Origin of the sequence: Leifsonia sp. PS1209 (assembly GCF_012317045.1) — a bacterium.
Lineage (GTDB): Bacteria > Actinomycetota > Actinomycetes > Actinomycetales > Microbacteriaceae > Leifsonia.
Map to the genome: position 1 here is coordinate 3624109 of NZ_CP051154.1, position 25832 is coordinate 3649940.

24 protein-coding genes are annotated in these 25832 nt (G+C 69.7%); 8 read left to right on the forward strand and 16 right to left on the reverse strand.

The window, feature by feature from the left end; all coding sequences use genetic code 11:
* Positions 1-12: 12 nt before the first annotated feature.
* The 5 genes from HF024_RS17300 to HF024_RS17320 form a co-directional block, all read right to left on the reverse strand.
* Positions 13-921, reverse strand: a complete 909-nt coding sequence (locus tag HF024_RS17300) for a carbohydrate ABC transporter permease (protein ID WP_247597177.1) — start codon at positions 919-921, stop codon at positions 13-15.
* A gap of 2 nt (positions 922-923) precedes the next feature.
* Positions 924-1865 (reverse strand): sugar ABC transporter permease, encoded by a 942-nt coding sequence (locus tag HF024_RS17305; RefSeq protein WP_085370884.1) that lies wholly within the window; start codon positions 1863-1865, stop codon positions 924-926.
* Between the two features lies 1 nt (position 1866).
* The gene (locus tag HF024_RS17310) at positions 1867-3189 is read right to left on the reverse strand and encodes an extracellular solute-binding protein (protein WP_247597178.1); all 1323 of its coding nucleotides are present in this window, start codon (positions 3187-3189) and stop codon (positions 1867-1869) included.
* Between the two features lie 145 nt (positions 3190-3334).
* Complete coding sequence (locus HF024_RS17315; RefSeq protein ID WP_085370882.1) at positions 3335-4096, reverse strand: SDR family oxidoreductase; 762 nt, start codon at positions 4094-4096, stop codon at positions 3335-3337.
* Positions 4093-5109: an alcohol dehydrogenase catalytic domain-containing protein gene (locus HF024_RS17320; RefSeq protein ID WP_168690408.1), complete on the reverse strand. Its 1017-nt coding sequence runs from the start codon at positions 5107-5109 to the stop codon at positions 4093-4095. The genes HF024_RS17315 and HF024_RS17320 overlap by 4 nt, the downstream gene beginning before the upstream one ends.
* 140 nt (positions 5110-5249) lie before the next feature.
* Here HF024_RS17320 and HF024_RS17325 point away from each other — a divergent pair, with 140 nt between their 5' ends.
* The 3 genes from HF024_RS17325 (at position 5250) to HF024_RS17335 (ending at position 8967) form a co-directional block, all read left to right on the forward strand.
* The gene (locus tag HF024_RS17325) at positions 5250-6257 is read left to right on the forward strand and encodes an aldo/keto reductase (RefSeq protein WP_168690409.1); all 1008 of its coding nucleotides are present in this window, start codon (positions 5250-5252) and stop codon (positions 6255-6257) included.
* A 96-nt stretch (positions 6258-6353) separates the two neighbouring features.
* Entirely contained in the window at positions 6354-7358 is a 1005-nt protein-coding gene (locus tag HF024_RS17330; RefSeq protein ID WP_168690410.1) for a LacI family DNA-binding transcriptional regulator, read from the forward strand.
* Between the two features lie 103 nt (positions 7359-7461).
* A complete protein-coding gene (locus HF024_RS17335; protein ID WP_168690411.1) occupies positions 7462-8967 on the forward strand; it encodes an alpha-N-arabinofuranosidase in 1506 nt (501 codons plus the stop codon).
* A gap of 6 nt (positions 8968-8973) precedes the next feature.
* Here the strand turns inward: HF024_RS17335 and HF024_RS17340 are convergent, their stop codons facing one another.
* On the reverse strand, positions 8974-9588 hold the full coding sequence (locus tag HF024_RS17340) for a TIGR00645 family protein (RefSeq protein ID WP_168690412.1): 615 nt from the start codon (positions 9586-9588) through the stop codon (positions 8974-8976).
* A gap of 58 nt (positions 9589-9646) precedes the next feature.
* Positions 9647-10258: a uracil-DNA glycosylase gene (locus HF024_RS17345; protein ID WP_168690413.1), complete on the reverse strand. Its 612-nt coding sequence runs from the start codon at positions 10256-10258 to the stop codon at positions 9647-9649.
* A gap of 76 nt (positions 10259-10334) precedes the next feature.
* On the opposite strand from HF024_RS17345, the gene HF024_RS17350 reads away from it, so the two are divergent.
* Entirely contained in the window at positions 10335-11615 is a 1281-nt protein-coding gene (locus HF024_RS17350; protein WP_168690414.1) for a cation:proton antiporter, read from the forward strand.
* Between the two features lie 4 nt (positions 11616-11619).
* On the opposite strand, the gene HF024_RS17355 is transcribed toward HF024_RS17350, so the two are convergent.
* The 9 genes from HF024_RS17355 to HF024_RS17395 all read right to left on the reverse strand — a co-directional run bounded on the left by HF024_RS17355 (position 11620) and on the right by HF024_RS17395 (position 21284).
* Positions 11620-12432, reverse strand: coding sequence for a hypothetical protein (locus HF024_RS17355; protein WP_168690415.1), 813 nt, complete (start codon positions 12430-12432; stop codon positions 11620-11622).
* Position 12433: 1 nt separating this feature from the next.
* Positions 12434-13126 (reverse strand): iron-containing redox enzyme family protein, encoded by a 693-nt coding sequence (locus HF024_RS17360; RefSeq protein WP_168690416.1) that lies wholly within the window; start codon positions 13124-13126, stop codon positions 12434-12436.
* A 1-nt stretch (position 13127) separates the two neighbouring features.
* Positions 13128-14285: a 3-oxoacyl-[acyl-carrier-protein] synthase III C-terminal domain-containing protein gene (locus HF024_RS17365; protein ID WP_168690417.1), complete on the reverse strand. Its 1158-nt coding sequence runs from the start codon at positions 14283-14285 to the stop codon at positions 13128-13130.
* A 106-nt stretch (positions 14286-14391) separates the two neighbouring features.
* Complete coding sequence (locus tag HF024_RS17370; protein WP_247597179.1) at positions 14392-15543, reverse strand: alcohol dehydrogenase catalytic domain-containing protein; 1152 nt, start codon at positions 15541-15543, stop codon at positions 14392-14394.
* A gap of 11 nt (positions 15544-15554) precedes the next feature.
* A complete protein-coding gene (locus tag HF024_RS17375) occupies positions 15555-16409 on the reverse strand; it encodes a phosphonatase-like hydrolase (RefSeq protein WP_168690419.1) in 855 nt (284 codons plus the stop codon).
* Positions 16410-16468: 59 nt separating this feature from the next.
* Positions 16469-17677, reverse strand: coding sequence for a TIGR03364 family FAD-dependent oxidoreductase (locus tag HF024_RS17380; protein ID WP_247597180.1), 1209 nt, complete (start codon positions 17675-17677; stop codon positions 16469-16471).
* Positions 17674-19275, reverse strand: a complete 1602-nt coding sequence (gene phnE / locus HF024_RS17385; protein ID WP_085370867.1) for a phosphonate ABC transporter, permease protein PhnE — start codon at positions 19273-19275, stop codon at positions 17674-17676. The genes HF024_RS17380 and phnE overlap by 4 nt, the downstream gene beginning before the upstream one ends.
* Positions 19275-20129 (reverse strand): phosphonate ABC transporter ATP-binding protein, encoded by an 855-nt coding sequence (gene phnC, locus HF024_RS17390; protein ID WP_168690420.1) that lies wholly within the window; start codon positions 20127-20129, stop codon positions 19275-19277. Before phnC ends, phnE begins: the two co-directional genes overlap by 1 nt.
* A gap of 216 nt (positions 20130-20345) precedes the next feature.
* The gene (locus HF024_RS17395; RefSeq protein WP_168690421.1) at positions 20346-21284 is read right to left on the reverse strand and encodes a phosphate/phosphite/phosphonate ABC transporter substrate-binding protein; all 939 of its coding nucleotides are present in this window, start codon (positions 21282-21284) and stop codon (positions 20346-20348) included.
* Between the two features lie 233 nt (positions 21285-21517).
* Between HF024_RS17395 and kynA the strand changes: the two genes are divergently transcribed.
* From kynA to HF024_RS17415, 4 genes are read left to right on the forward strand one after another with little or no spacing between them, the layout of a single operon-like run.
* Positions 21518-22378, forward strand: a complete 861-nt coding sequence (gene kynA / locus HF024_RS17400; RefSeq protein WP_168690422.1) for a tryptophan 2,3-dioxygenase — start codon at positions 21518-21520, stop codon at positions 22376-22378.
* The gene (locus HF024_RS17405) at positions 22375-23541 is read left to right on the forward strand and encodes a hypothetical protein (RefSeq protein WP_168690423.1); all 1167 of its coding nucleotides are present in this window, start codon (positions 22375-22377) and stop codon (positions 23539-23541) included. Before kynA ends, HF024_RS17405 begins: the two co-directional genes overlap by 4 nt.
* Positions 23538-24893 (forward strand): aminotransferase class V-fold PLP-dependent enzyme, encoded by a 1356-nt coding sequence (locus HF024_RS17410; protein WP_168690424.1) that lies wholly within the window; start codon positions 23538-23540, stop codon positions 24891-24893. The genes HF024_RS17405 and HF024_RS17410 overlap by 4 nt, the downstream gene beginning before the upstream one ends.
* Complete coding sequence (locus tag HF024_RS17415) at positions 24886-25824, forward strand: PaaX family transcriptional regulator C-terminal domain-containing protein (protein WP_168690425.1); 939 nt, start codon at positions 24886-24888, stop codon at positions 25822-25824. Before HF024_RS17410 ends, HF024_RS17415 begins: the two co-directional genes overlap by 8 nt.
* Positions 25825-25832: the final 8 nt, after the last annotated feature.

Genomic DNA, 25832 nt, shown 5'->3' on the forward strand with positions numbered 1-25832 from the left:
TTTCTGGCGCGGTCATTCCTTGGTTCCTCCCGCCGTCATGCCAGAGACGAGGAATCGCTGGGAGAAGAGGAAGACGATCAGGACGGGCAGGATGGACACGATGGTCGCGAGCGCCAGGGTCGGCAGCTGCACCGAGTCCGAGCCGGCCGAGCTCGGGTTGAAGGCCGGGGTGGCCGAGAGCAGCGAGGTGAGCCCGACCTGCACGGGGTATCCGTCGCTCGACGGAAGCATCACGAACGGCAGGAAGAAGTTGTTCCAGTTCTGCACGAAGCTGAAGAACGCGACCAGCGCGACGATCGGCGCCGCCAGCGGCAGAGCCACCCTGGTGAACACCTGCAGCTCCGAGCATCCGTCGATGCGGGCGGCGGCGAGCAGATCCCTCGGGATGCTCGTGGAGAAGTAGATGTACGTGAGGTAGACCCCGAACGGGAAGAACGACATCGGCAGGATCACCGACAGCGGGCTGCCGATCAGGCCGACCGCGTTGAGTTCGAGGAAGATCGGGAGCACGAGCGCGGTGCTCGGGATGAGCATGACCACCAGGGTCAGCACGAGCATCGCCTTGCGCAGCCGGAACTCGGTGAGCGCGAGCGCGTAACCGGCCGGGACGCTGACGATGAGGGTGATGACCAGGGCGCCGATCGAGTACATGGCCGAGTTGCCGATCCACGTCGTCACCGCGCCGCCCTGGAAGGCGAACAGCTGGTTCCAGTTGGCGACGAAGTCGGACCACGAGCCGAGCGCGAACGGGTTGGACAGGATGAGCGCCTTCGACGACTTGGTCACGGCGAACAGCAGCCACACGATCGGGATGGCGAAGAACAGGACGAAGACGGCGAGGACGACGGCCGCGATGGAGCGCCCGCTCCAGCCGCGGAGGGCCGAGCCCAGTCCGCGGCGTTCGCTCGGGAGTGCTGTCATGGTCATTCCTTCTCGAAGAGGCCGCCGCGGGTGACGAACACCCACGAGAGGAGCAGCGCGACGACCAGCAGGATGAGCGAGATCGCGGCGGCGCCGTTGAAGTCGTTCTGCTGGAAGGCGTATTGGTACGCGAGCTGGTTGAGCGAGTAGTCGTTGGGGACGATCGCGTTGCTGGCCTGGCTGAGCAGCTGCGGCTCGACGAAGAGCTGGGTGCCGGCGGCCAGCGACATGACGCCCATGTACGCGATCCACTTGCGGAGCATCGGCAACTGGATGCGCAGGGCGATCTGGAACGCGTTCGCTCCGTCGATCCTGGCCGCCTCGAGGATGTCGGTGCTGATGTTGTTCAGCGCGCCGTACATGATGACGATCCAGCCGCCTGCACCCGTCCAGAACGCGATGATCGCGAAGATCGCCGGCAGGTTTCCCGGCTGGATCACCTCGACGAAGCTGTTCAGCCCCAGGAAGCGGAGGATGCCGCTGACCGGGCTGGCGGTGGGGTCGAGCACGAAGAGCCAGAGCAGGACGCTCGACGCCCCGGCGAGCGCGCCGGGCAGGTAGTAGATGAAGCGCAGGGAGGTCGCGGCCCAGCGCGCGCGGAGCGAGTGGACGATCAGCGCGAGCACGACCACGAAGATCACGAGGCTGATCAGCCAGATCACGAGGTAGACCGTGACGTGGAGCACGGCGGGCCAGAACCGGAAGTCGGTGACCACCGTCACGAAGTTCTGGAACCCGGCGAATCCGCCGTCGGCCGTGGTGAAGGCCAGGAGCACCGCATAGAGCGCCGGGAGGACGCCGAAGGCGATCGTGAGCAGTGCGTAGAGCGAGATGAAGACGTAGCCGATCGGGGTGCGCCCAGGTGCCCGGCCGCCTGGCCGGGCTGACCGCCGGCGCCCGGAGGCGCCGACGGTCAGCTGGTCGCTCGGGGGAGCGAGTGTCATGTCAGTTCACCGTGTATCCGTCGACCTTGGCCTGGTTCTCGATGGCCGTCTGCCAGGTCGGCAGCAGGTCGACGATGGACTTGCCTCCGGTGATGGCCGGGGTCATGGTCTTCGCCCAGACGGCTTCCTGGCTGAAGACCGGGTAGCCCCAGCCGTCCCAGACCTGGGAGGCGGCGGTCACGATGGGCTTGAGCGGCGTCGCGAAGTACTTGCTCGACTCCTGCTTGGCGATCCACTTCTCCGCGGCCGGCGCGAACGCCGGGTATCCGGGGGCGAGGGCGACCTGGTAGTCGTCCGCCGTCGTGACGAACTCCGCGAACTTCGCAGCCGCCTTCAGGTTCTTCGAGTGGCTGGAGATGAACCAGGTGCCGCCTCCGACGTTTCCGGTGACCGCCTTGTCCTCACCCTTCCAGGTGGGAGGCTCTGCGACGCCGAGCTGTCCGGCCGGCACGTTCAGCGACTGCGCGTTGTTGAAGATGGCGCCCGCGTACCAGGCCGGGCCGGGCATCATCAGGACCTTGCCGCTGTAGTTCTTGACGAACTCCGGGGTGAAGACGCTCACGACGGGGACGGTCTTGTTCTCGCGGAGCGTGTCGAGCATCGATGCCGCCCGCTTGCACTCCTCGCTGTCCGTCTTGACCGTGACGGCTTTGGGACCGGTCACGTCGTTCGCCTGGCACTTGCTCGCCCACATGAAGACCTCGGGGGTCCAGGCGTCGCCCGCGGTGCCGACGATGTATCCGGGGTGCTCCTTGGCCACCTTCTCGCCGAGGGCCTGGTATTCCTCCCAGGTGGTGGGGACCGTGTAGCCGAACTGGTCCATCAGGGACTTGTCGAACCACAGCACAGCCTGCGCGAGGTCGTTGCGGAGGCAGTAGACCTTGCCCTCGACGGTGCAGGGGTTCAGGGCCCCTCCGGTGAACTTGCTCAGCGTGTCGCTGGGAACGAGCCCCTTGTCGAGCACAGCCGCGAAGGCCTGTTTGCCTCCCGACTTCTGGCTGGCCCAGGATGCGTCGCTGTTCTGGCTGGAGAAGACGACGTCCGGCCAGCCGCTGCCCGCCCTGTCGAAGAGTTGCATCTTCGTGCGGAACGAGTTGGAGCCGTTCGCCGATCCGTCGTACGTGACGACCTTGATCTTCGTTTCGGGATTGGCCTTCTCGAAGGCCTTCGCAGCGGACTGGCGGTCCGCGTCCACCCAGACGGTGATCGTCGAGGAGGTGTCCTGCTTGGCTTCGGGAAAGCCGTATGAACCGTTCGTGGTGCTTCCGCCGGTGCTGCAACCGGTGAGGGCGATCAGTGCCGCTGCGGCTCCGATCGCTGCCACCGTCAGCGCGGGCCTTCGGCTCGAACGCACCACAGTGTGGATTCCGACCATGAGATGTCCTTGTCTTGTCGACTTCGTTGACGACGCCGAGGAGGCGTAGTGCGAGCATAGAGCATACGTATGATGTTTGCCAAGAGGCAATCGCCTACCGGCCGAGCCAGCCCCCATCGACGGGCAGGATGGCGCCCGTGACGTACGCCGCGGCGTCGGAGGCGAGGAACACGGCGGCCCCCGCCACGTCCTCCGCAGCACCCCAGCGACCGGCGGGGATGCGCTCGATGATCGACCGCGACCGCTGCTCGTCGTCCTGCAGCGCCTGGGTGTTGTCCGTCGCGATGTAGCCGGGCGCGATGCCGTTGACGGTCACACCCCTCCCCGCCCACTCGTTGGAGAGCGCACGCACGAGACCGGCGACACCGGACTTCGCCGCCGCATAGCCCGGCACGTTGATGCCGCCCTGGAACGAGAGCAGCGACGCGGTGAAGATGACGCGCCCCCGGCCGGCATCGAGCATCCGGCGCCCGAGCACCTGGCTGAGCAGGAAGCCGCTCGTCAGGTCCACCTCCAGCACCTCGTCGAACCACTCCATCGGATGCTCGGCGGCGGGCGCGCGGCGGATGACGCCCGCGTTGTTGACCAGGATGTCCACGGTGCGATCCCCGGCGACCAGTCCGTCGGCGAACGCCGTGACCTGCGCCCTGTCCGCGAAGTCGACCCTGTGCCCGGTGAAGGAGCGACCCATCCCGCGCACCCGGTCGGCGATCGCCGACGCCTCCGGATCGAGCGTCGCCGAGACGCCGACGATGTCCGCTCCGGCCGCGGCGAGCGCCTCGGCCATCGCGAACCCGATCCCGCGTTTCGCGCCCGTGACGACGGCGAGCCTGCCGGTCAGATCGAACGGGTTCATGCTCCGACCTCCACGAGCAGCTTCATGGCCTGGCCGGCCTCGAGCGCTTCGAACGCCGCCGCGACCTCGGTCAGCGCGACCACGCGCGTGATGAGCTTCCCGGCCGGAATGGTGCCACCGGCCACCAGCTCGACCGCGCGCTCGAAGTCCTGCCGCTCGTACACCCGCGCCCCCAGGATGGTGAGCTCGCGCCAGAAGACGCGGTGCAGGTCGAGCGGCCTCGGCTGCGAGTGGATCGCGACCACGACCACAGTGCCGCGGACCTTCGCCAGCCCCGTCGCGCCGAGCACGGCGGCCGCGGCGCCGGAGACCTCGAACACCACGTCGGCGCCCGCATCCCCGGTCCACTCGTTCACCCACGCCACCTGGTCGACCCCGGACGGGTCGATGGTGCGCAGCCCCATGTCCTCGGCGGCCGCCCTGCGGTTCGCGTCGATCTCCGCGATCACCACCTCGGCCCCGGATGCGGTGGCCACCGTCGCGATGAGCACGCCGATGGGTCCTGCGCCGATCACGACGACCTTGTCCCCAGCACCCGCGCCGGATCGGCGGACATCGTGCACGGCCACGGCGACCGGCTCGACGAGCGCGGCATCCCGCAGCGACACGCCATCCGGGAGCCGGACGAGGGTGCGGGCCGGCACGTTCCAGTACTGCTGGAGCGCTCCGGGGCTGTCGATGCCGATGAAGTCGAGGTTCTGGCAGATGTGATGGTTTCCGGCGAGGCAGGCCGGGCAGGTGCCGTCCCAGTCGAGAGGCATCACGGTGACCAGGTCGCCGACCGCCCAGCCGTCGACGCCCGGGCCGAGCTCGGCGATGGTGCCGGACATCTCGTGGCCGATGGTCGCCGGGGCGGTCACCCGCGCATCCATGTCGCCGTGGTAGACGTGCAGGTCGGTGCCGCAGATGCCGACGTACGCGACGGCGATCCTGACCTCCCCGTCGCGCAGAGCCGCCGGCTCGCGCTCCTCGACCGTGATCGTTCGTGCCCCTGTGTACTCTGCCGCCAACATCGCCGACTGCTCCTCTTCTCTGCGTTCACGCCTCGTCGCGCCGCTTCGACCCCTGGCGGGATGCGGCGACCACAGCTTAGATCAGAATATCGGCAAACATAATACGTATGCTGAGTTATCATCACGGTCATGGAGAAGCGATGAACCCACGAACGAGCATCCCGGCACGCACCCTCCGCACGGGAGCAGCGGTGACGGAACTCGGCCTCGGCGCCGCCCAGTTCGGCAACCTCTTCCGCGAGACCACGGACGAGGAGACCGCGAGCGCGGTGGCCACAGCGCTCGGCGCCGGCATCCGGTACTTCGACACGGCCCCGCACTACGGGCTCGGGCTGTCGGAGCGGCGGCTCGGTGCCGCTCTGCGTGCGAACGACGCGCGGCGCGACGAGCTCGTGCTCTCGTCGAAGGTGGGCAGGCTGCTCGTCGACAGCCCGGAGACCGCCGACCGGCTCGACGACGACGGGTTCGTCGTGCCCGCCGACCGCAGGCGCGTGTGGGACTTCAGCAGGGACGGCATCCTCCGCTCGGTCGAGTCGTCCCTTGAACGCCTCGGAACGGACTACCTCGACATCGCGTACCTGCACGACCCGGACGACCACTGGCCGGAGGCGTCGGCCACCGGCATCGGGGCGCTCGTCGAACTCCGCGACCAGGGCGTCGTGCGCGCCATTGGGGCCGGGATGAACCAGTCGGCCATGCTCACCGCGTTCGTCGAGCAGACCGACGTGGATGTGGTGATGGTCGCCGGCAGGTTCACCCTCCTCGACCAGTCGGCGCTGACCGACCTCCTTCCCGCGGCGCTGCGCCGCGGGGTGTCCGTGGTCGCTGCGGCGGTCTACAACTCCGGCCTGCTGAGCAGCCCGACCGTCGACAGGGCCGCGCACTTCGACTACGGAACGGCCCCGGCGGCCGTCGTCGAACGCGCAGAGGCGCTGGCGGAGGTGTGCGCGCGGCACGGCGTGAGCCTGCCGGAGGCGGCCGTCCAGTATCCGCTGCGGCACCCGGCCGTCGTCTCCGTGGTGACCGGGATGCGCACCGCGTCCCACGTGCGGAGCACGGCGGACCGGTACGCGGCGACCATTCCGGATGCGCTCTGGGAGGAGCTGGACGCGAGCGGCCTGGCGGCCGATCCGGCACGCATCCACTGATCGCGCTCCCCGCCGCCTCTGCCGCCAGCCCTCCGCGCCCGCGCCGTTGTAGCATTCCAGGGGACCGCTCCGGGGTGGCTCGGGAAGGATTCGACTGTGGCCGTGACGCTCCGCGAGGTGGCTGCGGCGGCCGGCGTGTCCATCAAGACCGTGTCGAACGTGATCAACGGCTACGCGTACATCAGCGACGCAACGCGGGCGGCGGTCGACGCCGCCATCGCCGAGCTCGGCTACCAGCCCAACCTGTCGGCGCGCGGCCTGCGCTCCGGACGTACGGGCGTGATCAGCCTCGTGATCCCCGACCTCAAGAACCCGTACTTCGCGGAGCTCGCCGACTCCGTGATGCGCGAAGCCGCCACGCACGACGTCGCGGTGTTCATCCAGCAGAGCGGGGGCGACCGCGACAGGGAGCTCGCGATCCTGCGCGGCCCGCAGATGCGGATGGCGGACGGCATCCTGTTCAGCGTCGCCGGCCTCGGCCAGGAGGACGCCGCCCTCGTCGACGTGCCGACCCCGATCGTGCTGCTGGGCGAGCGGATCTTCCACGGTCCCGCCGACCACGTCACGATGATGAACATCGTGGCCTCCCGGGCGGCCACGGAGCACCTGCTGTCGCTCGGGCGTCGCCGGATCGTCGCGCTGGGCGCGCATCCCGGTGAGGTCGTGGGTTCGGCCGGGCTGCGGCTGGCCGGGTACCGGGAGGCGCTGGAGGCCGCCGGGGTGGAGTACCGCGACGAGCTGGTGCTCGAAGCCGGGGAGTGGCGCAGAGTCGACGGCGCGCGCGCCATGCGGACGTTCCTCGAAACCGGCATCGACGTGGACGGCGTCGTGGCCTTCAACGACTCGCTGGCATTCGGCGCGATGCGCGCCATCGAGGACCGCGGGTTCCGCATCCCGGACGACGTGGCGGTGATCGGCTTCGACGACCTCGACGAGACGAGGTACTCCATCCCGACCCTGTCGTCGATCGAGCCCGGCCGTGACGACATCGCGGAGACGGCCGTGCGCCTGCTGCTGGCGCGGATTGGCGGCGACACCACTCCGTTCCAGGAGCACGAGGCGCCGTTCCGGCTGGTCGCCCGCGAGTCGACCGCTCGCTGACCGCGCGTCTCCGAACCGGGGTTGACAGGGCGCCCCGGAATGTCGGATAGTCTTCCTACAACGTTATAGGTAAACGTTGTACTACGACGAAGGAAGCCAACGAATGTCTGACTCCACGATCATCCTCGACCGCGCGAACACGGTCGGCCCCGTGCGCCGCCGTACCTTCGGCGCCTTCGTCGAACACCTCGGCCGGTGCGTGTACGACGGCCTGTACGAGCCCGGCCACCCGACCGCCGACGCCGACGGTTTCCGGCGGGATGTGGTCGACCTCGTCAAGGAGCTCGGCACCAGCACCGTCCGCTATCCAGGAGGCAACTTCGTCTCCGGCTTCCGCTGGGAGGACTCCGTCGGCCCACGCGAGAGCCGCCCGGTGCGCCGCGACCTCGCCTGGCACTCGCTGGAGACCAACCAGGTGGGACTCGACGAGTTCTCCCGCTGGCTGAAGCTGACGAACTCCGAGCTGATGCTCGCCGTCAACCTCGGCACCCGCGGCATCGAGTCGGCGCTCGACCTGCTCGAATACGCCAACCACCCGTCCGGCACGGCGCTCAGCGACCAGCGCATCGCGAACGGAACGCCCGAACCGCACAACATCCGGATGTGGTGCCTCGGCAACGAGATGGACGGCCAGTGGCAGACCGGCTACCTCACGGCCGACGACTACGGCAAGCTCGCCGCCAGGACCGCCGCCGCGATGAAGATGGCGGACAAAGACCTCGAACTCGTCGCCTGCGGCTCCTCCGGCTCCGGGATGCCCACCTTCGGCGAGTGGGAGCGCGTCGTCCTGGAGCACGCGTACGACCACGTCGACTACATCTCCGCGCACGCCTACTACCAGGAGCGCGGCGGCGACCTCGGATCGTTCCTCGCCTCGTCGGTGGACATGCAGTACTTCATCGACACGGTCGTCGCGACCGCCGACCACGTCGGATACCGCAAGAAGAGCACGAAGAAGATCAACATCTCGTTCGACGAGTGGAACATCTGGTACCTCGACGAGCACCAGGCCTCCGACGAGATCAACGACGAGTGGCGCGTCGCCCCCCGCCAGCTCGAAGACGTCTACTCGGTCGCGGACGCGGTCGTGCTCGGCAACCTGCTGATCACGCTCCTCAAGAACAGCGACAGGGTGACCTCCGCCTCCCTCGCCCAGCTGGTCAACGTGATCGCCCCGATCATGACCGAGCCGGGCGGGGACGCCTGGCGCCAGACCACGTTCTTCCCGTTCTCCGTCACCAGCAGGCTGGCGCGCGGCACGGTGCTGCGCCCGGTCATCGACTCCCCGACCTACGCCACCGCCGTCCACGGCGATGCAGCGGTGGTGGATGCCGTCGCCACGTTCGACGACGAGACCGCGACCGGCGCGGTGTTCCTCGTGAACCGCGACCAGACCGCATCCCGAACCGTCACCATCGACGTGCGCGACCTCGGCGCATCCCGGATCGACGAAGCGGTCACGCTGGCCGACGACGACGTCTACGCGAAGAACACCCTCGAGAACCAGACGCGCGTCGGCCTCACGCCGAACACGTCCGCGGCGATCGAGGACGGCCGCCTCACGGTCGTGCTGCCGCCCGTGTCGTGGACGGCCGTGTCGTTCGGCTGACGCCGGTCACTTCGTCTTCGACAGCTTGTCGATCCAGGCCAGCGCCACGGCCGACAGGATGAAGACGCAGTGGATGACCACCTGCCAGAAGACGCCCTCGCTGGTGTACTTCTCGCTGCCGAGGACGCCGCCGTTGGCTGCTCCGATATCGGCGACGGCGATGAACGTCTTCAGCAGGTGGATGGAGGAGATGCCGATGATCGCCATCGCCAGCTTCACCTTGAGCACGTTGGCGTTGACGTGCGACAGCCACTCGGGCTGATCGGGGTGTCCCTCCACGTTCACGCGTGAGACGAACGTCTCGTAGCCGCCGATGATCACCATGATGAGCAGGTTCGCAATCATCACCACGTCGATCAGCCCGAGGACGGCGAGCATGATGTCCGCTTCCTCGATGTGCGTCGGGTGGGCGATGACGTCCTCGGCGATGTGCCACAGCTCCACCATGAAGACGTAGACGTAGATCAGCTGCGCGACGATCAGGCCGAGGTAGAGCGGGGCCTGCAGCCACCGGCTGGCGAAGATCAGCGAACTGATCCCGCGCTGGGGAGCGTTCGGACGGCGCGGCGACGGCTGCTCTGCCTGGGTGGGGGCGACGACGGGTGGGGCAGTCTCTGACACGGGGGCTTCCTCACGTATTCGGGAGGGAAAGCCTAAACGGGCGTTTATGTGAGAACGCTCAGGATCGGGCGTTCAGTGCCAGCACCTGCTCGGTGAACGCCCGGGCGCCGCCCTGCGCAGGGTGGCGCACGGCAGGCGCATCCACCCCCTCCGCTGCGAGCGCGCCCTGCGCCTTCCTGCCGACAGCGACGATGGTCTGGATGCCGAACGCCCTGGCCAGTTCGAGGGCGACGGGTGTTCCGTCGCGCACCTCGGCGGGCCGCGGAGTGCGGTTGGTGCGCGGGTCGCCGGCGACGAACGGGTGGTGCGGGTAGATCGGCCAGGTGAGCGGCAGCGGCCCGTGCCAGTCGGCGAGCGCCGCCCAGACCACCCTGCTCGACGCCTCCCACGGGGCCTGTGGATGCTCGGGCAGCTCCAGCCCGGGAACGGCGCGCGCGGCGGGCCCACCCTCACCGGCCTCGCGCGCGGAGACGAACGGGACGCCGGTGACCGTCATGCCGCGCCAGCCCGGCGCCTCGGCGAGGAGGAGCACGGTGGTCCCGTGCACGGCGGCGAGGTAGCGGCGGAGGTTGCGCTCCCGCATGCGGCCGAGCTCGTCGTCGCCGTAGAGGTACTCGGCGTCCGGCGGCTCCGGCACGGCGCCGAGCAGGCGAAAGAAGGTGTCGAGCATCCCTTCATGGTCGCAGACAGGGCAGAATTGTCCCACCTCGCGCCGCGGGGCGGAGAGTCGGAGCGAAGGGTCCCGGATGCCGTCCATCATCCTCGTGGGGTTCGCCGCGATCGTGCTGTGGTCGCTGGTCGCGCATCGGTTCGAGCGCAGCGGGATCGCCGGGCCGCTGGCGCTGGCCCTGATCGGTTCGCTGGTCGTGCTCATCGACATCCCGGCGTTCGTCGAAGCCGTCGACAGCGATGTGGCCGAGCACGTGGTGGAGCTGATCCTGGCTGTGCTGCTGTTCGTCGATGCCTGCGAGGTGAAGGGCGGCGTCTTCGGCGGCGAGGGCAAGATGATCGCGCGGCTGGTGCTGATTGCGCTCCCGCTGTCGCTCGCGCTCGTGGTCGTCAGCGGGCTCTGGCTGCTGCCCGGCGTGAACCTGTTCGTGCTCATCGTCATCGCCTGCGTCGTGATGCCGACCGACTTCGCGCCGGCGACGGCGCTGCTCCGCTCTCCGAGGATCCCGGCCAGAGTGCGGCAGATCCTCAACGTGGAGAGCGGGTACAACGACGGCCTCATCTCCCCGATCTTCGGTATGTCGCTGGCCATCGCGGTGGTGCTGCCGACGCTGATCAAGGTCGCGGACAGCGGCACGGAGCCGTCGCACAGCACCGAGACCGAGCTGGAGAAGAACGTCGAGGACTTCGTCAACGCGTTCTTCGGCGCCGTGCCGGCGACCATCGTCGCCATCCTCGTCGGCGTGCTGCTCGGCGGCGCGATCGGCCTGCTCACCCGGTGGGCGTCCGGCCGTGGCTTCGCCAACCCGACCGGCGTGCGCATCGTCATGCTGATCACCCCGCTCTTCACCTACGGGATCGCGACGATCCACGGCGTCGGCGCCAACGGTTTCGTCGCCGCCTTCGTCGCCGGGGTGATGTTCCGCTTCACCCGCACACGCAAGACGGAGCAACTGTCGATCGCGCACGACGAACTCGTGCTGGTGGAGGAGGTCGGCGTCCTCGCGACCAACTTCGTCTGGTTCGTCCTCGGCGCCATGACCACCGACATGATCGTCAGAGGCGTGGACTGGATGCTCCTGCTGGTCGCCCTGCTCGCGCTCACCGTGTTCCGCGCCGTGCCGGTCTACCTGGCCACGCTCGGCTCATCCATCTCGTGGCGGGACCGCACGATCGTGGGGCTCGTCGGGCCGCGCGGAGCCGCATCCATCGTCTTCGGCCTGCTGGCGTTCAACAAGCTGCCCACCGGCGCCGGAGACGACGTCTGGGATGTCGCGGTGCTGACGGTGGTCTCGAGCATCATCCTGCACGGCTTGGTCGCGCCGTACATCGTGAAGCGGCTGCCCAGCCGGGTCTGATCCGTCAGGCGAGCTCCATCAGGCGGGCGTGGGCGTACTCGCAGACGAGGGCGTGCAGGTAGACGGCCTGCGGCACATCCACGTTGGAGTCCATGCGCAGGCTCAGCGCGCCGGTCTTCCAGTGCCGGAACGTGTCGTCGCCGCAGACCACCGCGAGCAGTTCGAGGAGCGAGTCGTCGAACCGGATGGAGTGGATCGCCCTGCGGTACTCCTCCAGCGTGAGCGCCATCGAGAACGGGATGTTCATGAAGCAGAGGGCGGTCTGGATGTCCAGCCTGAGCAGCCGGGGGCGGCCGCGCTCCGGGTCGATGGAAGGGATGTCCAGCTGCTGCAGGTCGAGGGGTTCGCGCCGGGTGACCGGAACGCCGTCCAGCGCGATGAACACGTCGTAGACGTTCACGTCGTGCTCGACCACGGCGTGGTCGCCCAGCCCTGCGAGCGTCACGGGCCGCAAGGTGACCGGCTCCATCGCGGCGGGGGTGTTGCGGATGAGGAAGTTCACGAGGTTCGTCTCGACCACGAAGTGCCGGATCAGCAGCTCCACCGCATCCGGATGGACGAACCGGCGCAGGAACCAGACGCAGAGCACATCCATCGTGCCGAGCGACATCCAGCGGAACGGCAGCACCCGCTTGACGATCGAGACCAGGGCGACGATCACCCGGGATAGCACCCGGGCGACCGGGTACAACCAGCGCCGGGACAGCCGCCGCTGGTCGTCCAGGATCTTCCGCACCAGCGCGCGGTCGAGCGGGATGGACGGGTCGGCGGAGATCGCATCCCACATGCTCGGGTCGGACAGCCCTACCTGCGGCATGTCACTGATCCAGTTCCTCGAGCTGCAGCACGTACAGCCTGGCGACCACCTGCGCGCAGCGCACGATGTCGTCGGCCGCGGCGTCGTCGATGATGCCGGAGGTCAGGATCGCCTCCAGCGCCCCGGTGTGCTCGGCGTCCGCATCCTGGTGGTAGCGCATGAAGTGCACCTGGTTGTCTGCGAGTCCGAGCACCTCCTGGAACCGCGCAGCCCAGCCGGCCGCCCGCTTCGCGCCGAGCCCCTCGATGATGAACATCGCACCGAGCAGGCCCACCGGGTTCGGGCGGTCGGCGTAGTGGAACATGTAGCCGGACAGCGCCTCGGAGCCGAGGTTCTTCCTGCCGGCGCGCAGCTCATCCAGCGAGCCGCCGATCGCCACGTAGTCGCGTTCCAGCATGAGGTAGTCGCGATGCTCCTCCTCGGCGTGGCGGATCGCCGCCGACCGCAGGGTGAAATGGTCGACGTCGAAGCTGGACGCCGCACGGGAGATCCACGGCGACCCGTCGACCACCTGCTGCCGGAGGTTGAAGAGCAGCCTGCTGTAGTCGTCGATGGTGACCGTGCCCTCGGCGAGCCTGCTCAGGATGGGGACCCGGTCCAGCCGCTCCTCCAGGTCGGCCCACACCTCGGTCAGGCGGGTGAAGAGGGATTCGGCGACGGCGGTCGCGTCTGGCGTGGCTGTGGCTGTCGTCATGTCACTGCTCCTTGGTGGTGTTCTGCGCGCTGGTGTTCTGCGGGGCTCCCGGCCCCACGACGGTGAGGTGGGCGAAGGCGAAAGAGAACCGGCCGGACTCCGGCACGGCGAGAAGCACGGTGTCCCCGACGGCGAACCGTCCGGTGCTCCACGCCTCCTCCAGCGCGATGAAGATGCTGGCGGAGCCGGTGTTGCCGCGGGTCTCCAGGTTGGAGAACCAGCGGCCGGTGTCCAGGGTGGGCAGGCGGCGGCGCAGGGAGTCGAAGGCGAGGTCTCTGAACGCGTTGGTGCTGTAGTGGCAGATCACGTGGTCGAGGTGCTTCACGTCCACCAGGCCGATGTCGACCAGCTCCTCGAACTGCTTCAGCCCGGCCTCTGCCAGCTCGTCGAGCACGCTCACGTCCTGCCGCAGCAGGAACATCCCCGCCGCATCCGCCTCGGCGACGCTGACGTCCTGCCAGGTGCTCCCGACGCTCGCCTCCGTGCCGTCCATCCCCGCCCGCATGCACACCGGATGCTCGTGGGCGAGCGACACCTGCCGCACCCAGTCGAGTCGCAGCGACGGCCTGCTCGGGTGCGGCTGGAACTCCAGCACCACCGCGCCGGCGCCGTCGGAGAGCATCCAGCGCAGGAAGTGCGAGTCGAGCCCAGCACGCTTGCCGTCGAACCGGCGCTGCCGGAGGCTCCGACTGGGCAGCTCGGAACCGACGACGGCGGCCCGTGGATGGTCGCCCAGCCGGATCTTGCTGGCTGCGGCGTCCAGGGCGGCCAGGCTCGACGCGCACACGCCGGAGGCGGACAGCACCTGCATGGGACCTCCGCCGAGCCTGCCGTGCACCATCGACGCGAAGCCGGGCACGAGTACGTCGCCCATCGTGGTCGCCGTCGCGAGCATCCGAAGGTCGGAGGCCGGGATCCCGCGGTCGTCCAGGGCAGCCTGCAGCGCCTTGACGGCGAGCTCTTCGTTGAGCTCCGTCGGCTCGCCGTGCTCGTCGAGCGCGTAGTGCCGCTTCCGGATGCCGTTCGCAGCCAGCACTCGACGCCGGATGCGCTCGGTGACCGGGTCTTCGCCGCCGAGCCTGGCCGCGATCCCGTCGTTGTCGACCGGCTCTCCGGGGAGGTAACTCCCGAAGCCGGTCAGGTATGCGGCTGCCGTCATGGCGCGATTCGGGTCATCGGAGGCGTCCTTTCGGTCAGGCAAACATACCTGACACCAGTTTTCGGACCCGCGACCGTCGAAGCTACCCCCCTTTGTGTCGTCGTCTCTACGGCCGGAGCCCCACCCGCGGGTGCTGTCCCGCCGCGGCGAGCGCCGCATCCACGTCGGCCAGCCGGAAGGTCTCGCCGACCTGCGCCGCGAACGGGTAGCGCTGCCACGCGCCGGCGAGGTATCGCACGGCCTCCGCCAAGTGGCGCGGGGCGTAGTTGTGGACGCCGCGGATGGTGAGCAGGCGACGGACCAGCTGCTCGGGGTCGATGGCGAGGTCTGGGCCGGGGGAGACCGAGCCGACCAGCACGAGCACGCCGCCGACGTCCACGGCGTGGAACAGCGAGCGCACGGCCGCCGGTGCGCCGGAGAGTTCCAGCGCGATCGTCGGCGCAGCACCGCGGCCGCCCGCTGCGGCGAGAGCGGCATTGAGTCCGCCGGGAGCGTCGATGGCGACCCGGGGGTCGGTGACGGCCGCCGCGCCGAACGCGAGCGCAGCATCCCGGCGTTCGGCGATCGGGTCGCTGACCACGACGTGCGCGCCGGCGTCGGAGGCCATCGCGGTCGCCGTGAGGCCGAGCATGCCCGCCCCGGCGACGAGCACGAGCGCGCCCTCCAGCGGCGTGATCCCGGATGCGGCCTCCAGCGCAGCCGCGACCGTCGCGGTGGCGCACGAAGCCGGCGCCAGCACCTCGGCGGGCACGTCCTCGGGGACGGCGACCATCGCGGTGCCGTCGAGGATGTGGCCGTGCGTGGCGAAACCGCCGGACAGCTCCCAGCCCCTGCGCATGCGCTCGTGACCGTACTTCTGCAGGTTCGCGCACTTCTGCGGCAGGCCGCGACGGCACCTGCTGCACCGTCCGCACGGCACCGCGACCGACCAGACGATCCTCTCGCCGAGGCTCACCCGGTGACCGTCGATCGTCTTCGCTCCGCCGCGGCCGAGCGCGACCACCCTGCCCACCTGCTCGTGCCCGAGGATGAGCGGCGTCGGCGCCGACCGGTGCCCGAGGACCGTGTGCACGTCCGAGCCGCACACCGTCGCCAGCTCGATCTCGACCAGAGCGTCCCCCGGCGACAGCCGCACCCCCGGCACAGCCACCGCCTCGTGCAGATGACCTTCCCCCGGCCACACCATCGCCGTCGCCGACGGATAGACGCTGACCCCTTTCCCCAAGCGCGCTGGTGGTTCCACCACGCGCGGGGTCACCGCCCGCACGGTCATCGTCCGGCGGTGTCGTCGAGGCCGAGCAGCTCGGCGAGGTCGGCGATGCTCGGGATGACCGCGTCGGCCCCCGCTTCGGTCAGTGTCTCCTCGTCGTGGGCGCCGGTGAGCACGCCGACCACGAGGCCGGCCCCTGCGGCGATCCCGGATGCGATGTCGCTCGCCGTGTCTCCGACCACGACCATGCCCTCCACGCTCGTTCCGCCCGTGCGCAGCAGCGCCGTCAGCGGAAGGTCGGGGAACGGACGGCCACGACCGGCCTCCGCCGGGCTCAGGGTGAGGTCTGCGAGGTCGCGCCAGCCGAGCGCATCCAGCACGGCATCCTGGGTCGGGCGGGAGAAGCCGGTGGTCAGCGCGACCTTCACGCCCAGCTGCCGCAGGTGCCGGATGAGGTCTTCCGCACCAGGCACGGCGCGCAACCCTTCGCTCGCCGCGAGCTCGCCGTACGCGGACTCGAACAGGGCGTTGGCGTGCTGCGCCTGGTCTTCGTCGTCGGTGAGGGCGCGGAACACGGCGATCTTGGACTGGCCCATCGTCTCGCGCACGTAGTCGAGCGCCTGCTCGCGCTCCTCCGGCGTGCTGCCGATGCCCGCCGCGTCGGCTGCGCGCTCGAAGGCGCGCTCGACCAGGCCGTCGTCGACGACGGTGGTGCCCGCCATGTCGAGCACGACGAGTTCGAGGTCTGCGTCGAGGTCGTCGGCGTCGTCGAGGTCGTCGTCACTGAACTCCTCGTCGTCCTCCCAGTCCTCGTCCGTCGCGTCGTCGGCGGCGTGCTCGTCGACCGCCGTCCCGGTGGATGCGCGGCCGAAGTCGTCGAACTCGCTGGTGATGATTCCGTCATCAGTGCTCATGGTCGGTGCCCTTCTGTGGTGGTTCAGGTGAAACTCGCGAAACGGGTGGAGGTGGGGTCTCAGCCCACGCGCGCTGCGCCGGGTGCGCCGGCTGCGCCCGCGGTGGCGAGAACGCCGGACGCCGACGAGAACAGCTCGTCGACCACACGCTCCGCGAGGCCGAGGCCGGTCGTCATCCCGATGCCGGTGGTCACCGAGACCACGCGCACTTCGGGGGCCGGCGCGGCGACGAGGAACTCGTCCGGTGCGGAGGCGTAGACGCCCTGCCACCGCTCCCTGACCCGGATGCGGTCGGTGCCGAACAGCAGCCGCGCCTGTTCGAGCAGCAGGTCGTACGCCGCCTCCGACTGGAACGGAGGGACATCGGCCCCTCGGTAGTGCGTGTCGCCGACGATCAGCCCGCCATCCGGCCGCTGCGTGTACATCTGGTTCAGATCGAGTGCCGACAGCTCGGGATGCTCCTCCGCCAGCCGCTCGCGCAACGCCGCTGCGCTCGGCGTGTGCGCGAATCCGGCGTACCGCACCAGGGACCAGCCCGTCAGCAGCGGTGCGCTGAGCGGCCGGTCGAGTTCCGCATCCACCAGCATCATGTCGAGTCCGCAGCGTTGGATGCCGTGCGCCTCGGCGAGGCCGGGGAAGAGGTGGTCGACGTCGTGATTGACGGCGACGACGACCGCGTCGGCGGACAGCGTGCCGCGCGTGGTGTGCACGGCCCCGGTCTGCACGCCGAGCACGGCGGTCTGCCAGAAGAAGTCCACGCCGTGCGCATCCAGCCAGCGCACGATCGCCGGGGCGGCCTCGCGCGGATCCACCTGCAGGTCGCGCGGCAGCCACGCCCCACCGATCGCCACACCGTCCGCGACCGGGATGCGCTCACGCACCTCCGCCGGCGTGAGCAGCCGCACGTCGGAGCCGCCCCTCCTCTGCCGGAACTCGTCGAGCACGGCCAGCTCGTCCTGCGCCTGCGCGACCACGACGGTCCCGCTCTCCCGCAGCCAGAATCCCGCCTCGGGGGCGAGCGTCAGCCAGAGCTCCCTCGCCAGCTCGGCGTACGCGCGCGCCTCGCCTTCCTGCCCGGTGATGCAGAGGTGCCCGAAGTTGCGGACGGACGCCCCGACGACGCTCGACGCCCTGTCGACGACAGCGACCGTGAGGCCGCGCCGCAACGCGGCGACCGCGTGCCCGAGTCCGACGATGCCGCCGCCGACGATGGCGAGGTCGTAGTGTCTGCCCATCCCAGTGCCCTTCCTGCCCGAGGCGCCGCTCATCGCAGCGCCTTCCTCATCCAGACCGCGATCCCCTCCACGATGAAGACGGTCGCCATGATCACCAGCACGAACGCGAAGACCTCGTTCCAGGCCGACACGCGTGCCGCGTTGTTCAGGTAGAAGCCGATCCCCCCGCTGCCGACCACGCCGAGCACGGTCGCCGCACGGATGTTGCTGTCGAACAGGTAGAAGCTGTGGCCGACGAACGCGGGAACGCTCGGAGGAACGGTGGCCGACGTGTACACCTGCAGGCGGCGGGCGCCGACCGCGGTGAGCGCACGCTGCGGCCCGCCCGGCACCTCCTCGATCGAGTCGGCGAACAGCTTGCCGAGCAGGCCGACGCCGCCGAACGCCAGAGCGAACACGGCAGCGGTCGGACCGAGCCCGGTGATGATGATGAGCACGATCGCGAGCACCAGCTCCGGGACGCCGCGAACGGCGACGAGGATCACGCGGAAGATGTTGCGCGTCGCGGCGTTCGGGGCGACGTTCCTCGCGGCGAGCGAGCCGACCACGAGCGAGAACAGCAGACTCACCACGGTCGCGGCGAGCGCGATCAGCACGGTGTCCCGCATGGCGACCGCGATCTGCTCCACCGAGTACGGCTCGAAGGTCGGCGGCCAGAACTTGATCAGCGGCAGGTTGCGCCAGAACGTGAGGAAGTCGCCCCAGTGCACCTGCGCGATCAGCAGGGCGCCGACGATCACCACGCCGGTGAGCACCCAGGTGATCGTGTTCCTCACGCGGCGGGCACCGAGGCTGCGGGCGGCGCCGCCTCCGAGCATCCCGCGCCGGACGGTCGAGGAGACGACCTCCATCAGCACGCACAGCGCAAACATGACGAGCGCGAGCGCCATGGCGGTGCGGTAGTCGAGGGTGGCGAGCGCCTTCCACATCTCGTAGCCGAGCCCGGCGACGCCGACGTAGCCCAGGATGATCGACCCGCGCAGGTTGATGTCGTTGCGGTGCAGGACGGTCGCGACCCAGCTGGGAGCGACCTGCGGCACGATGCCGGAGAAGAACTCCTGCGCCTTGCTGCCGCCCGCAGCGCGGATGGCGAGCCTCGGCCCTTCGTCGATCTGCTCGATGGCGTCGGCGAACAGCTTCGAGATCATGCCGACCGAGTGGATGCCGATGGCCAGGATGCCCGGAAGCGTGCCGAGCGTGAACAGCACGGCGAAGACCATCGCGAGGACGACATCCGGGATGGACCTGGCCATGACGGTGATGAACCGACCGGCCCACTGCGCCGCCCTGTTCGGGCTCGTGTTGGCGGCGGCGAGGTAGGCGACGGGCACCGAGATGATCGCGGCGAGCAGGGTGCCGAGCACGACCATCCCGAGCGTCTGGCCGATCGCGGGCCACAGCACGTCGGGCGCAGGAAGACGGAGCGGGACGATCCGGCCGAAGAAGGCCTCGGCCTTCGGGATGCTGCGAACGACGGTATCGAAGCTGACGCCGAGGACGGGGAACGCGATGATGCCGGTGGCGAGCAGCGCGATCAGGACGACGACGGCGGCGACCCTGGACGCGGGCGGCCGTGGGCGGCGGAGCGCAGCAGTGGATGCGCGCGCGTCGGCGAGCGGGACGGTGGCCATCAGGCGCGCGGGGCGGCGGTCGGGGCGGCGAGGTCGAGCTCAGCCGCATCGACTTCGGCGGCGAGCTCGTCGTCGATGACCGTCAGCTCGCGGGTGGTGGCGGCGACCCTGCCGTAGATCTCCATCACCTGCGCCTTGTCGAGTCCGGCGGTGGGAGTGTCGAGCACGACCTTGCCATGGCGGAGGCCGACGATGCGGTCGCCCCAGCTGAGGGCCAGGTCGACCTGGTGCAGGCTGCAGATCACGGTGAGGCCGTTGTCGGCGGCGATCTCGCGGATGAGGGCCATCACCTGCTCGCTGGACTCCGGGTCGAGCGACGCGACCGGCTCGTCGGCGAGCAGCACCTCCGGGTCCTGCATGAGCGCGCGGGCGATGGCGACGCGCTGCTGCTGGCCGCCGGAGAGTGTGTCCGCGCGCTGGTACGCCTTGTCGGAGAGCCCGACGCGGTCGAGGTGGGCGATGGCCTTGCGGCGCAGGGCGGCGGGGTAGCTGAACGTGCCGAGGCGCGGTCCGCGGAGGGTGGCGAGCGCCCCGGTGAGGACGTTCTCGAGCACCGTCAGCGGCCCGACCAGCTCGAACTGCTGGAAGATGAAGCCGATGCGGCTGCGCAGCGCCCGCAACGGCCGCGCGCCGAGCTGCGGCACCGACTGGCCGAGCACCCTGACCTCGCCACTCGTCGGTCGCTCCAGCCCGTCGATGTGGCGGAGGAGCGTCGATTTGCCCGACCCGGACAGGCCGAGGAGCACGACGACCTCACCCCGTGCGACGCTCATCGTCACGCCGTCCAGCGCCGTCGTCTCCGCGAATCTCTTGGTGACCCCAGCCACCTCGACGATGCGTGCTGCCTCGCTCATGTTCCTCAACCTGTCCCTGCCATCCGAAACCTGCGGCAACAGTAGGAGCCGGGTGCGTCCGACGCCGCAACGCCCGGTTACCGCCGGGTGAACGGCGGGCGGCGTCGAGGGGCGGCAGCGGCATCCACTGGCCGGATATGTGAGACCGCCGCCCGCCCGGTGAGGGCGAGCGGCGGCCGTGGTGCGTCAGCGTTCGTGCGCGTCAGCGCTCGTGCGTTACTTGACCTCGCACTGCGCGGCCTTGGTGACCTTGCAGATGTCGCGGATCTGGTCGTAGTACTTGTCGTCGACCGGGCTGAAGGCGAAGAAGGTCGCCTTGAAGCCGTCCGAGTCCGCGTTCTTGATTCCGGCCTTCTGGATGTCGGCGATCGTCACGGACGAGAGCTTGTCGCTGAGGTCCTTCTTGATCTCCTCCGGGAGGGTGTTGGAGAACACCATCGGAGCGCCGGGGACCATCGTCTTGGCGACGACCTTGAGGCCGGGCTGCGCTTCGACGGCGGAGTCCTCAGCGAAGCCGGCGTCGCACTCAGCCCCCTGCGAGACCTTCAGCGCGGACGCGTCGTGCTTGCCCGCGAACACCGGCGTGATGTCCTTGGCCGGGTCGATTCCGGCCTTCAGCAGGTTGTAGGTGGGGAAGAGGTAGCCGGAGGTCGAGCTCGGGTCGACGAAGCAGACCTTCTTGCCCTTGAACTCTTCGAGCTTGGTGATCGACGACTTCTCCGGCACGACGGCCTCGGAGTAGTAGCCGGGCTTCTGCCCTTCCTTGGTGATGATCGACGCGAACGGTGTGATCTTGGCGCCGCCGTTGGTCGCGGTGACGTAGGTGAACCCGGAGAAGCTGGCCACGTCGATCTGCCCGGCGATGGCCGCCTGGATCAGCGCGGTGTAGTCGCTCGACTCGCGGTACTCGACCTTCTTGCCGGTGATCTTCGCGATGTAGTCGGCGATCGGCTGGTAGTTGGACTGCGTGTTCACGGTGTCGGGAACGACACCGAAGACGAGCGTGCTCGAGTCCTTCGCGAAGGTCGCGGCCGACGCGCCGGACGATGCGCCGTCGGTCGAGCTGGCGTTCGCGGACCCGGTGCAGGCGGCGAGGCCGAGGGAGAGGACGAGCGCTGCGCCGACGGCGAGCGTCTTGGAGATGGACAGTTTCATCGAAGACCTTCCTGGTGTGGTGCGTGGTCTGAGGCATCTGCGCCGGACGGCGCTGCTGTGGGACGTTGGAACGGTACGGTCGCCATGCGACGCGCCCGGCAACCTCCGGTTACGGCTCGATGAACGCGCGGAGGCGGATCGGCGGGCCCGGCACGCTCGACCCTCTCGCCGATATCGGCGGGCCCGCGCATCCACCTGTTGCAGTTTCGTGACGACCGGTGCAATATTGCAGCATGACCGTCGACGACAACACGCGCGCGTTCGATCCGGGGATCGTCACCGACTTCCGAAAGCGGATGTCGTACGGCTCCTATCTCGACCTGGCAACCCTGCTCAGCGCCCAGAAACCGGTGAGCATGCCTGAGCATCACGACGAGCTGCTGTTCATCATCCAGCACCAGACGACGGAGCTCTGGCTGAAGCTCGTCCTCCACGAACTCGAGTCGGCCCGCGACCTCCTCCGCGCCGACCAGCTGGCCCCCGCGCTGAAGCGCATCGCCCGCGTCAAGCACATCCAGAGGACCCTCACCGAGCAGTGGTCGGTGCTCGCCACGCTGACGCCCACCGAGTACGCCGAATTCCGCGGCTTCCTCGGCAACTCGTCCGGCTTCCAGTCGTACCAGTACCGGGCCGTCGAGTTCGTGCTCGGCAACAAGAACCGCCGGATGCTCAGCGTCTTCGAGAACGACCCCGTCGCGCACGCCCTCCTCGCCCAGCTGCTGGAAGCGCCCAGCATCTACGACGAGTTCCTGCGCTACCTGGCCAGGGCAGGGTTCGCCGTGCCCGAATCCGTGCTCGACCGCGACGTGACGGAGGCATACGTCTTCACTCCCGAACTCGTCCCTGTCTTCCGCGGCATCTACGAGAACGCCTCGGACAACTGGGCGGAGTACGAGGCTTGCGAAGAACTCGTCGACCTGGAGGACAACTTCCAACTCTGGCGCTTTCGCCACCTCAAGACCGTGCAGCGCACGATCGGCATGAAGACGGGCACAGGAGGCTCGACCGGCGTCGGCTTCCTGCAGAAAGCCCTCGAACTCACCTTCTTCCCCGAACTGTTCGCCGTGCGCACCGAGATCGGCGCCCCGCAATGACCCCGACCGCGCAGAGGTACACGTTCGACACGGTCTGGGACGGCCACGCCTTCCGCGGCCCCGCCACCTACGAGGTCGACGGCGACCTGCTGCGCGCCGTCACTGACACACCCGCCAGGGCCACCCCCGCGGCGCCATCCGCGGTCGCAGCACCCACCCCCACGCCCGCGGAACCCACCCCCATCCACCTCGGCGGCGCCCTCATCCCGCACCTCACCGACCACCACACGCACCTCGGCCTCACCGACCAGCGCGCGCTCTTCGCCGCCGGCATCACCGACGCCGTCGATCTCGGCTGGATCCCCGAAGTCGCATCCACCTGGCTGGACGGCGATCTCGACCGGCCGGCGGTTGCGATCGCCGGGGCTCTCCTCACCTCTCCGGGCGGATACCCGGTCAACGCGGGCTGGGGACCTCCCGGGTCGAGCGCCGAGTTGACGGGGCCGAGTGCTGCGCGGGATGCGGTTCGTAAACAAGTCATGCTGGGAGCCTCTCGCATCAAAGTCGCCCTCAACTCCGACGCGGGAACAACCGTGGATAACTCCACGCTCGCCGCGATTGTGGAGGAGGCAGCGGCCGCCGGAGTCCCCGTCACGGTCCACGCGCAGGGCGAGGGTCAGGTGGCCCGCGCCATCGCCGCCGGCGCCGATCAGCTCGCGCACGCACCGTTCTCCGAACGCGTCGCCGACGACGACCTCGTGCGTGCCGTCGACGCCGGGATGTCCTGGGTGTCGACCATCGACATCCACGGCTGGGGAACGCCGACGGCCGACTTCGCGGTCGCGCAGGACAACATCCGGCGCTTCGTCGCCCTGGGCGGCCGGATGCTCTACGGCACCGACCTTGGAAACGGCCCGCTCCCGGTGGGCGTCAACCAGCGCGAGCTCGAAGCGCTCTCCGACTGCGGGCTGGACGACGCAGCACTGCTGACGTCGATCGCCACAGCCCCCGCGGGCACAGCGCCCGCACCGTCGGCCGCCGAAGCGCACACCCCCACCTCTCCCACCGACCTCATCGGCCCCCGCTTCGCGTGGCTCCCGACCGTCCTCCCGCCGCTCACCGCCCCCACCCCCGGCACTCCCTCCCGCGTCCCCGCGTGGCTCGCCACCGCTCGCGGCTGCACCGTCGCATCCCTCCGCACCCACACCCAGGAGCCCGCATGACCGACCAGACCGCACCCACCCCGGGCTCCCCCGGCACACCCACCCCGCCCCCGTTCACCGCCGCCGACCTCCCCACCCCATCCACCCCGTCCGACTTCGCCGACCCGAGCGCCATCCCCGACCCGCTCGCCACGGCACGCGCCCTCGACGCCGCCGACCCGCTCGCCGCATTCCGCACCCGGTTCGCGGGCATCGACGACGACACCAGCAGCGTGGTCGCCTACCTCGACGGCAACTCGCTGGGACGTCCGACGCGGGCGAGCGTCGAGCGCATCCACCGTTTCCTGCTCGACGGCTGGGGCGGGCGGCTGATCCGCGGCTGGGATGAAGAGTGGCTCGAACTGCCGTTCACCATCGGCGACGCCATCGGCCGTTCCGTGGTCGGGGCGGCGCCCGGGCAGACGTTCGTCGGCGACTCGACCACCGTCATCCTCTACAAGCTGGCCCGCGCGGCAGTGGATGCGCAGCCAGGGCGCACCGAGATCGTGCTCGACACCGACAACTTCCCCACCGACCGCTACGTGCTCGACGGGATCGCGCGCGAGCGCGGCCTCACCCTGGTCTGGATCGAGGCGGACACGCACGCGGGCGTCACCCCCGAGCAGGTCGCCGCCGTCGTCGGGCCGCAGACCGCGCTCGTGGTGCTGAGTCAGGTCGCGTACCGCTCCGGGTTCCTCGCCGACGTGCCGACGATCACGCGCATCGCCCACGACGCCGGCGCTCTCGTGCTTTGGGACCTCTGTCACTCGGCGGGCTCCGTGCCGGTCGAACTCGACGCCTGGGGCGTCGACCTGGCGGCCGGCTGCACGTACAAGTATCTGAACGGCGGCCCCGGCGCTCCGGCCTTCGGCTACGTGCGTGCCGGGTTGCAGGACAGTCTGGTCCAGCCGATCCAGGGCTGGATGGGCACCGCCGACATGTTCGCGATGGGTCCGGAGTATCAGCCGGCCCCGAGCATCCGGCGGTTCATCAGCGGGACGCCTCCGATCGTCGGGATGCTCGCCATGCAGGACACCATCGCGATGATCGCCGAGTGCGGGATCGACGCCGTGCGCACCAAGTCGGTCGCGCTGACCGAGTTCGCCATCGCCGTGGCCGACGAGTGGCTCGCGCCGCTCGGCGTCACCGTGGTCAGCCCGCGCGACGCCGAGCGGAGGGGCGGGCACGTGACCCTCGACCATCCGGCGATGCGTCAGGTGACCGCGATGCTGTGGGAGCGCGACGTGATCCCCGACTACCGCGACCCGGACGGCCTCCGCCTCGGCCTCTCCCCCCTGAGCACGAGCTTCGAGGAAACGTACCGGGGAATCGTCGCCGTGCGGGATGCGCTCGGCGAGCTCACGCATGACTGACCTGCCGACGGCGGCAGTGACAGCGAAAGCAGGCACACCACCACCGGACACTCCGCGCGAAGACCTCGAAGCGAGCACCGGCAGTTCCACGGCGCTCCTCCGCACCATCGTCGGCAGCGTGCTACGCCCGATCGGTGGCTGGATGAGCGCATCCGGGGCCGTCGACCTGCTCGGCGCCCTGGGCATCCCGGCCAGCACGGCCCGGTCCAGCCTCGCCAGGCTGTGCGCGCGAGGCGTGCTGGAGCGCCGGTCGCTCGGCGACGCGGCCGGCTACGCGCTCGACCCGGGCGCGTTCCCCATGCTGGAGCGCGGGGACGCCCGCATCTTCACCCCGGTGGATGCCGAGGCTCCGGCCTCCTGGTGCCTTGTCTCGTTCTCCCTCCCCGAGCACCAGCGCGCACGCCGCCACCAGCTGCGCCGCCGTCTCTCCGCGCTCGGCTGCGGCACCGTCGCCGACGGCCTCTGGATCGCGCCCGCCAGACTCGAGGCCGAACTCTCCGAGACCATCGACGAGCTCGGGATGCGCGACCAGGCCGTCCTGTTCACTCACGCCATCGCGCTCGGGAACCTCTCGGACGCGCTGCCGCGCTGGTACGACCTGGAGGCGATCCGCGCCGCGTACGACGGGTTTCTGGCGCGCCACGCGCATCCGGTGGCCGACCCGGACCCGACTTCAGACACGACCCCCCGCGACGCCTTCGCCCGCTGGGTGCGCGCCCTCGACGAGTGGCGCGTGATCCCCTACCTCGATCCCGGGCTGCCGCTCGCCGCTCTGCCGTCCGACTGGCCGGGCGCAGCCGCCTCCGTCACCTTCGCCGCCCTGCGCGCACGACTCGAACCGGTCGCCATCTCCTACGCGGCCGCCGTCGCGGCGCCCGACCAGACGGCGCCTCCGCCCGCCCGCGCGAATGAGCGCGCCGCAGCACGGTAGAATCGTGG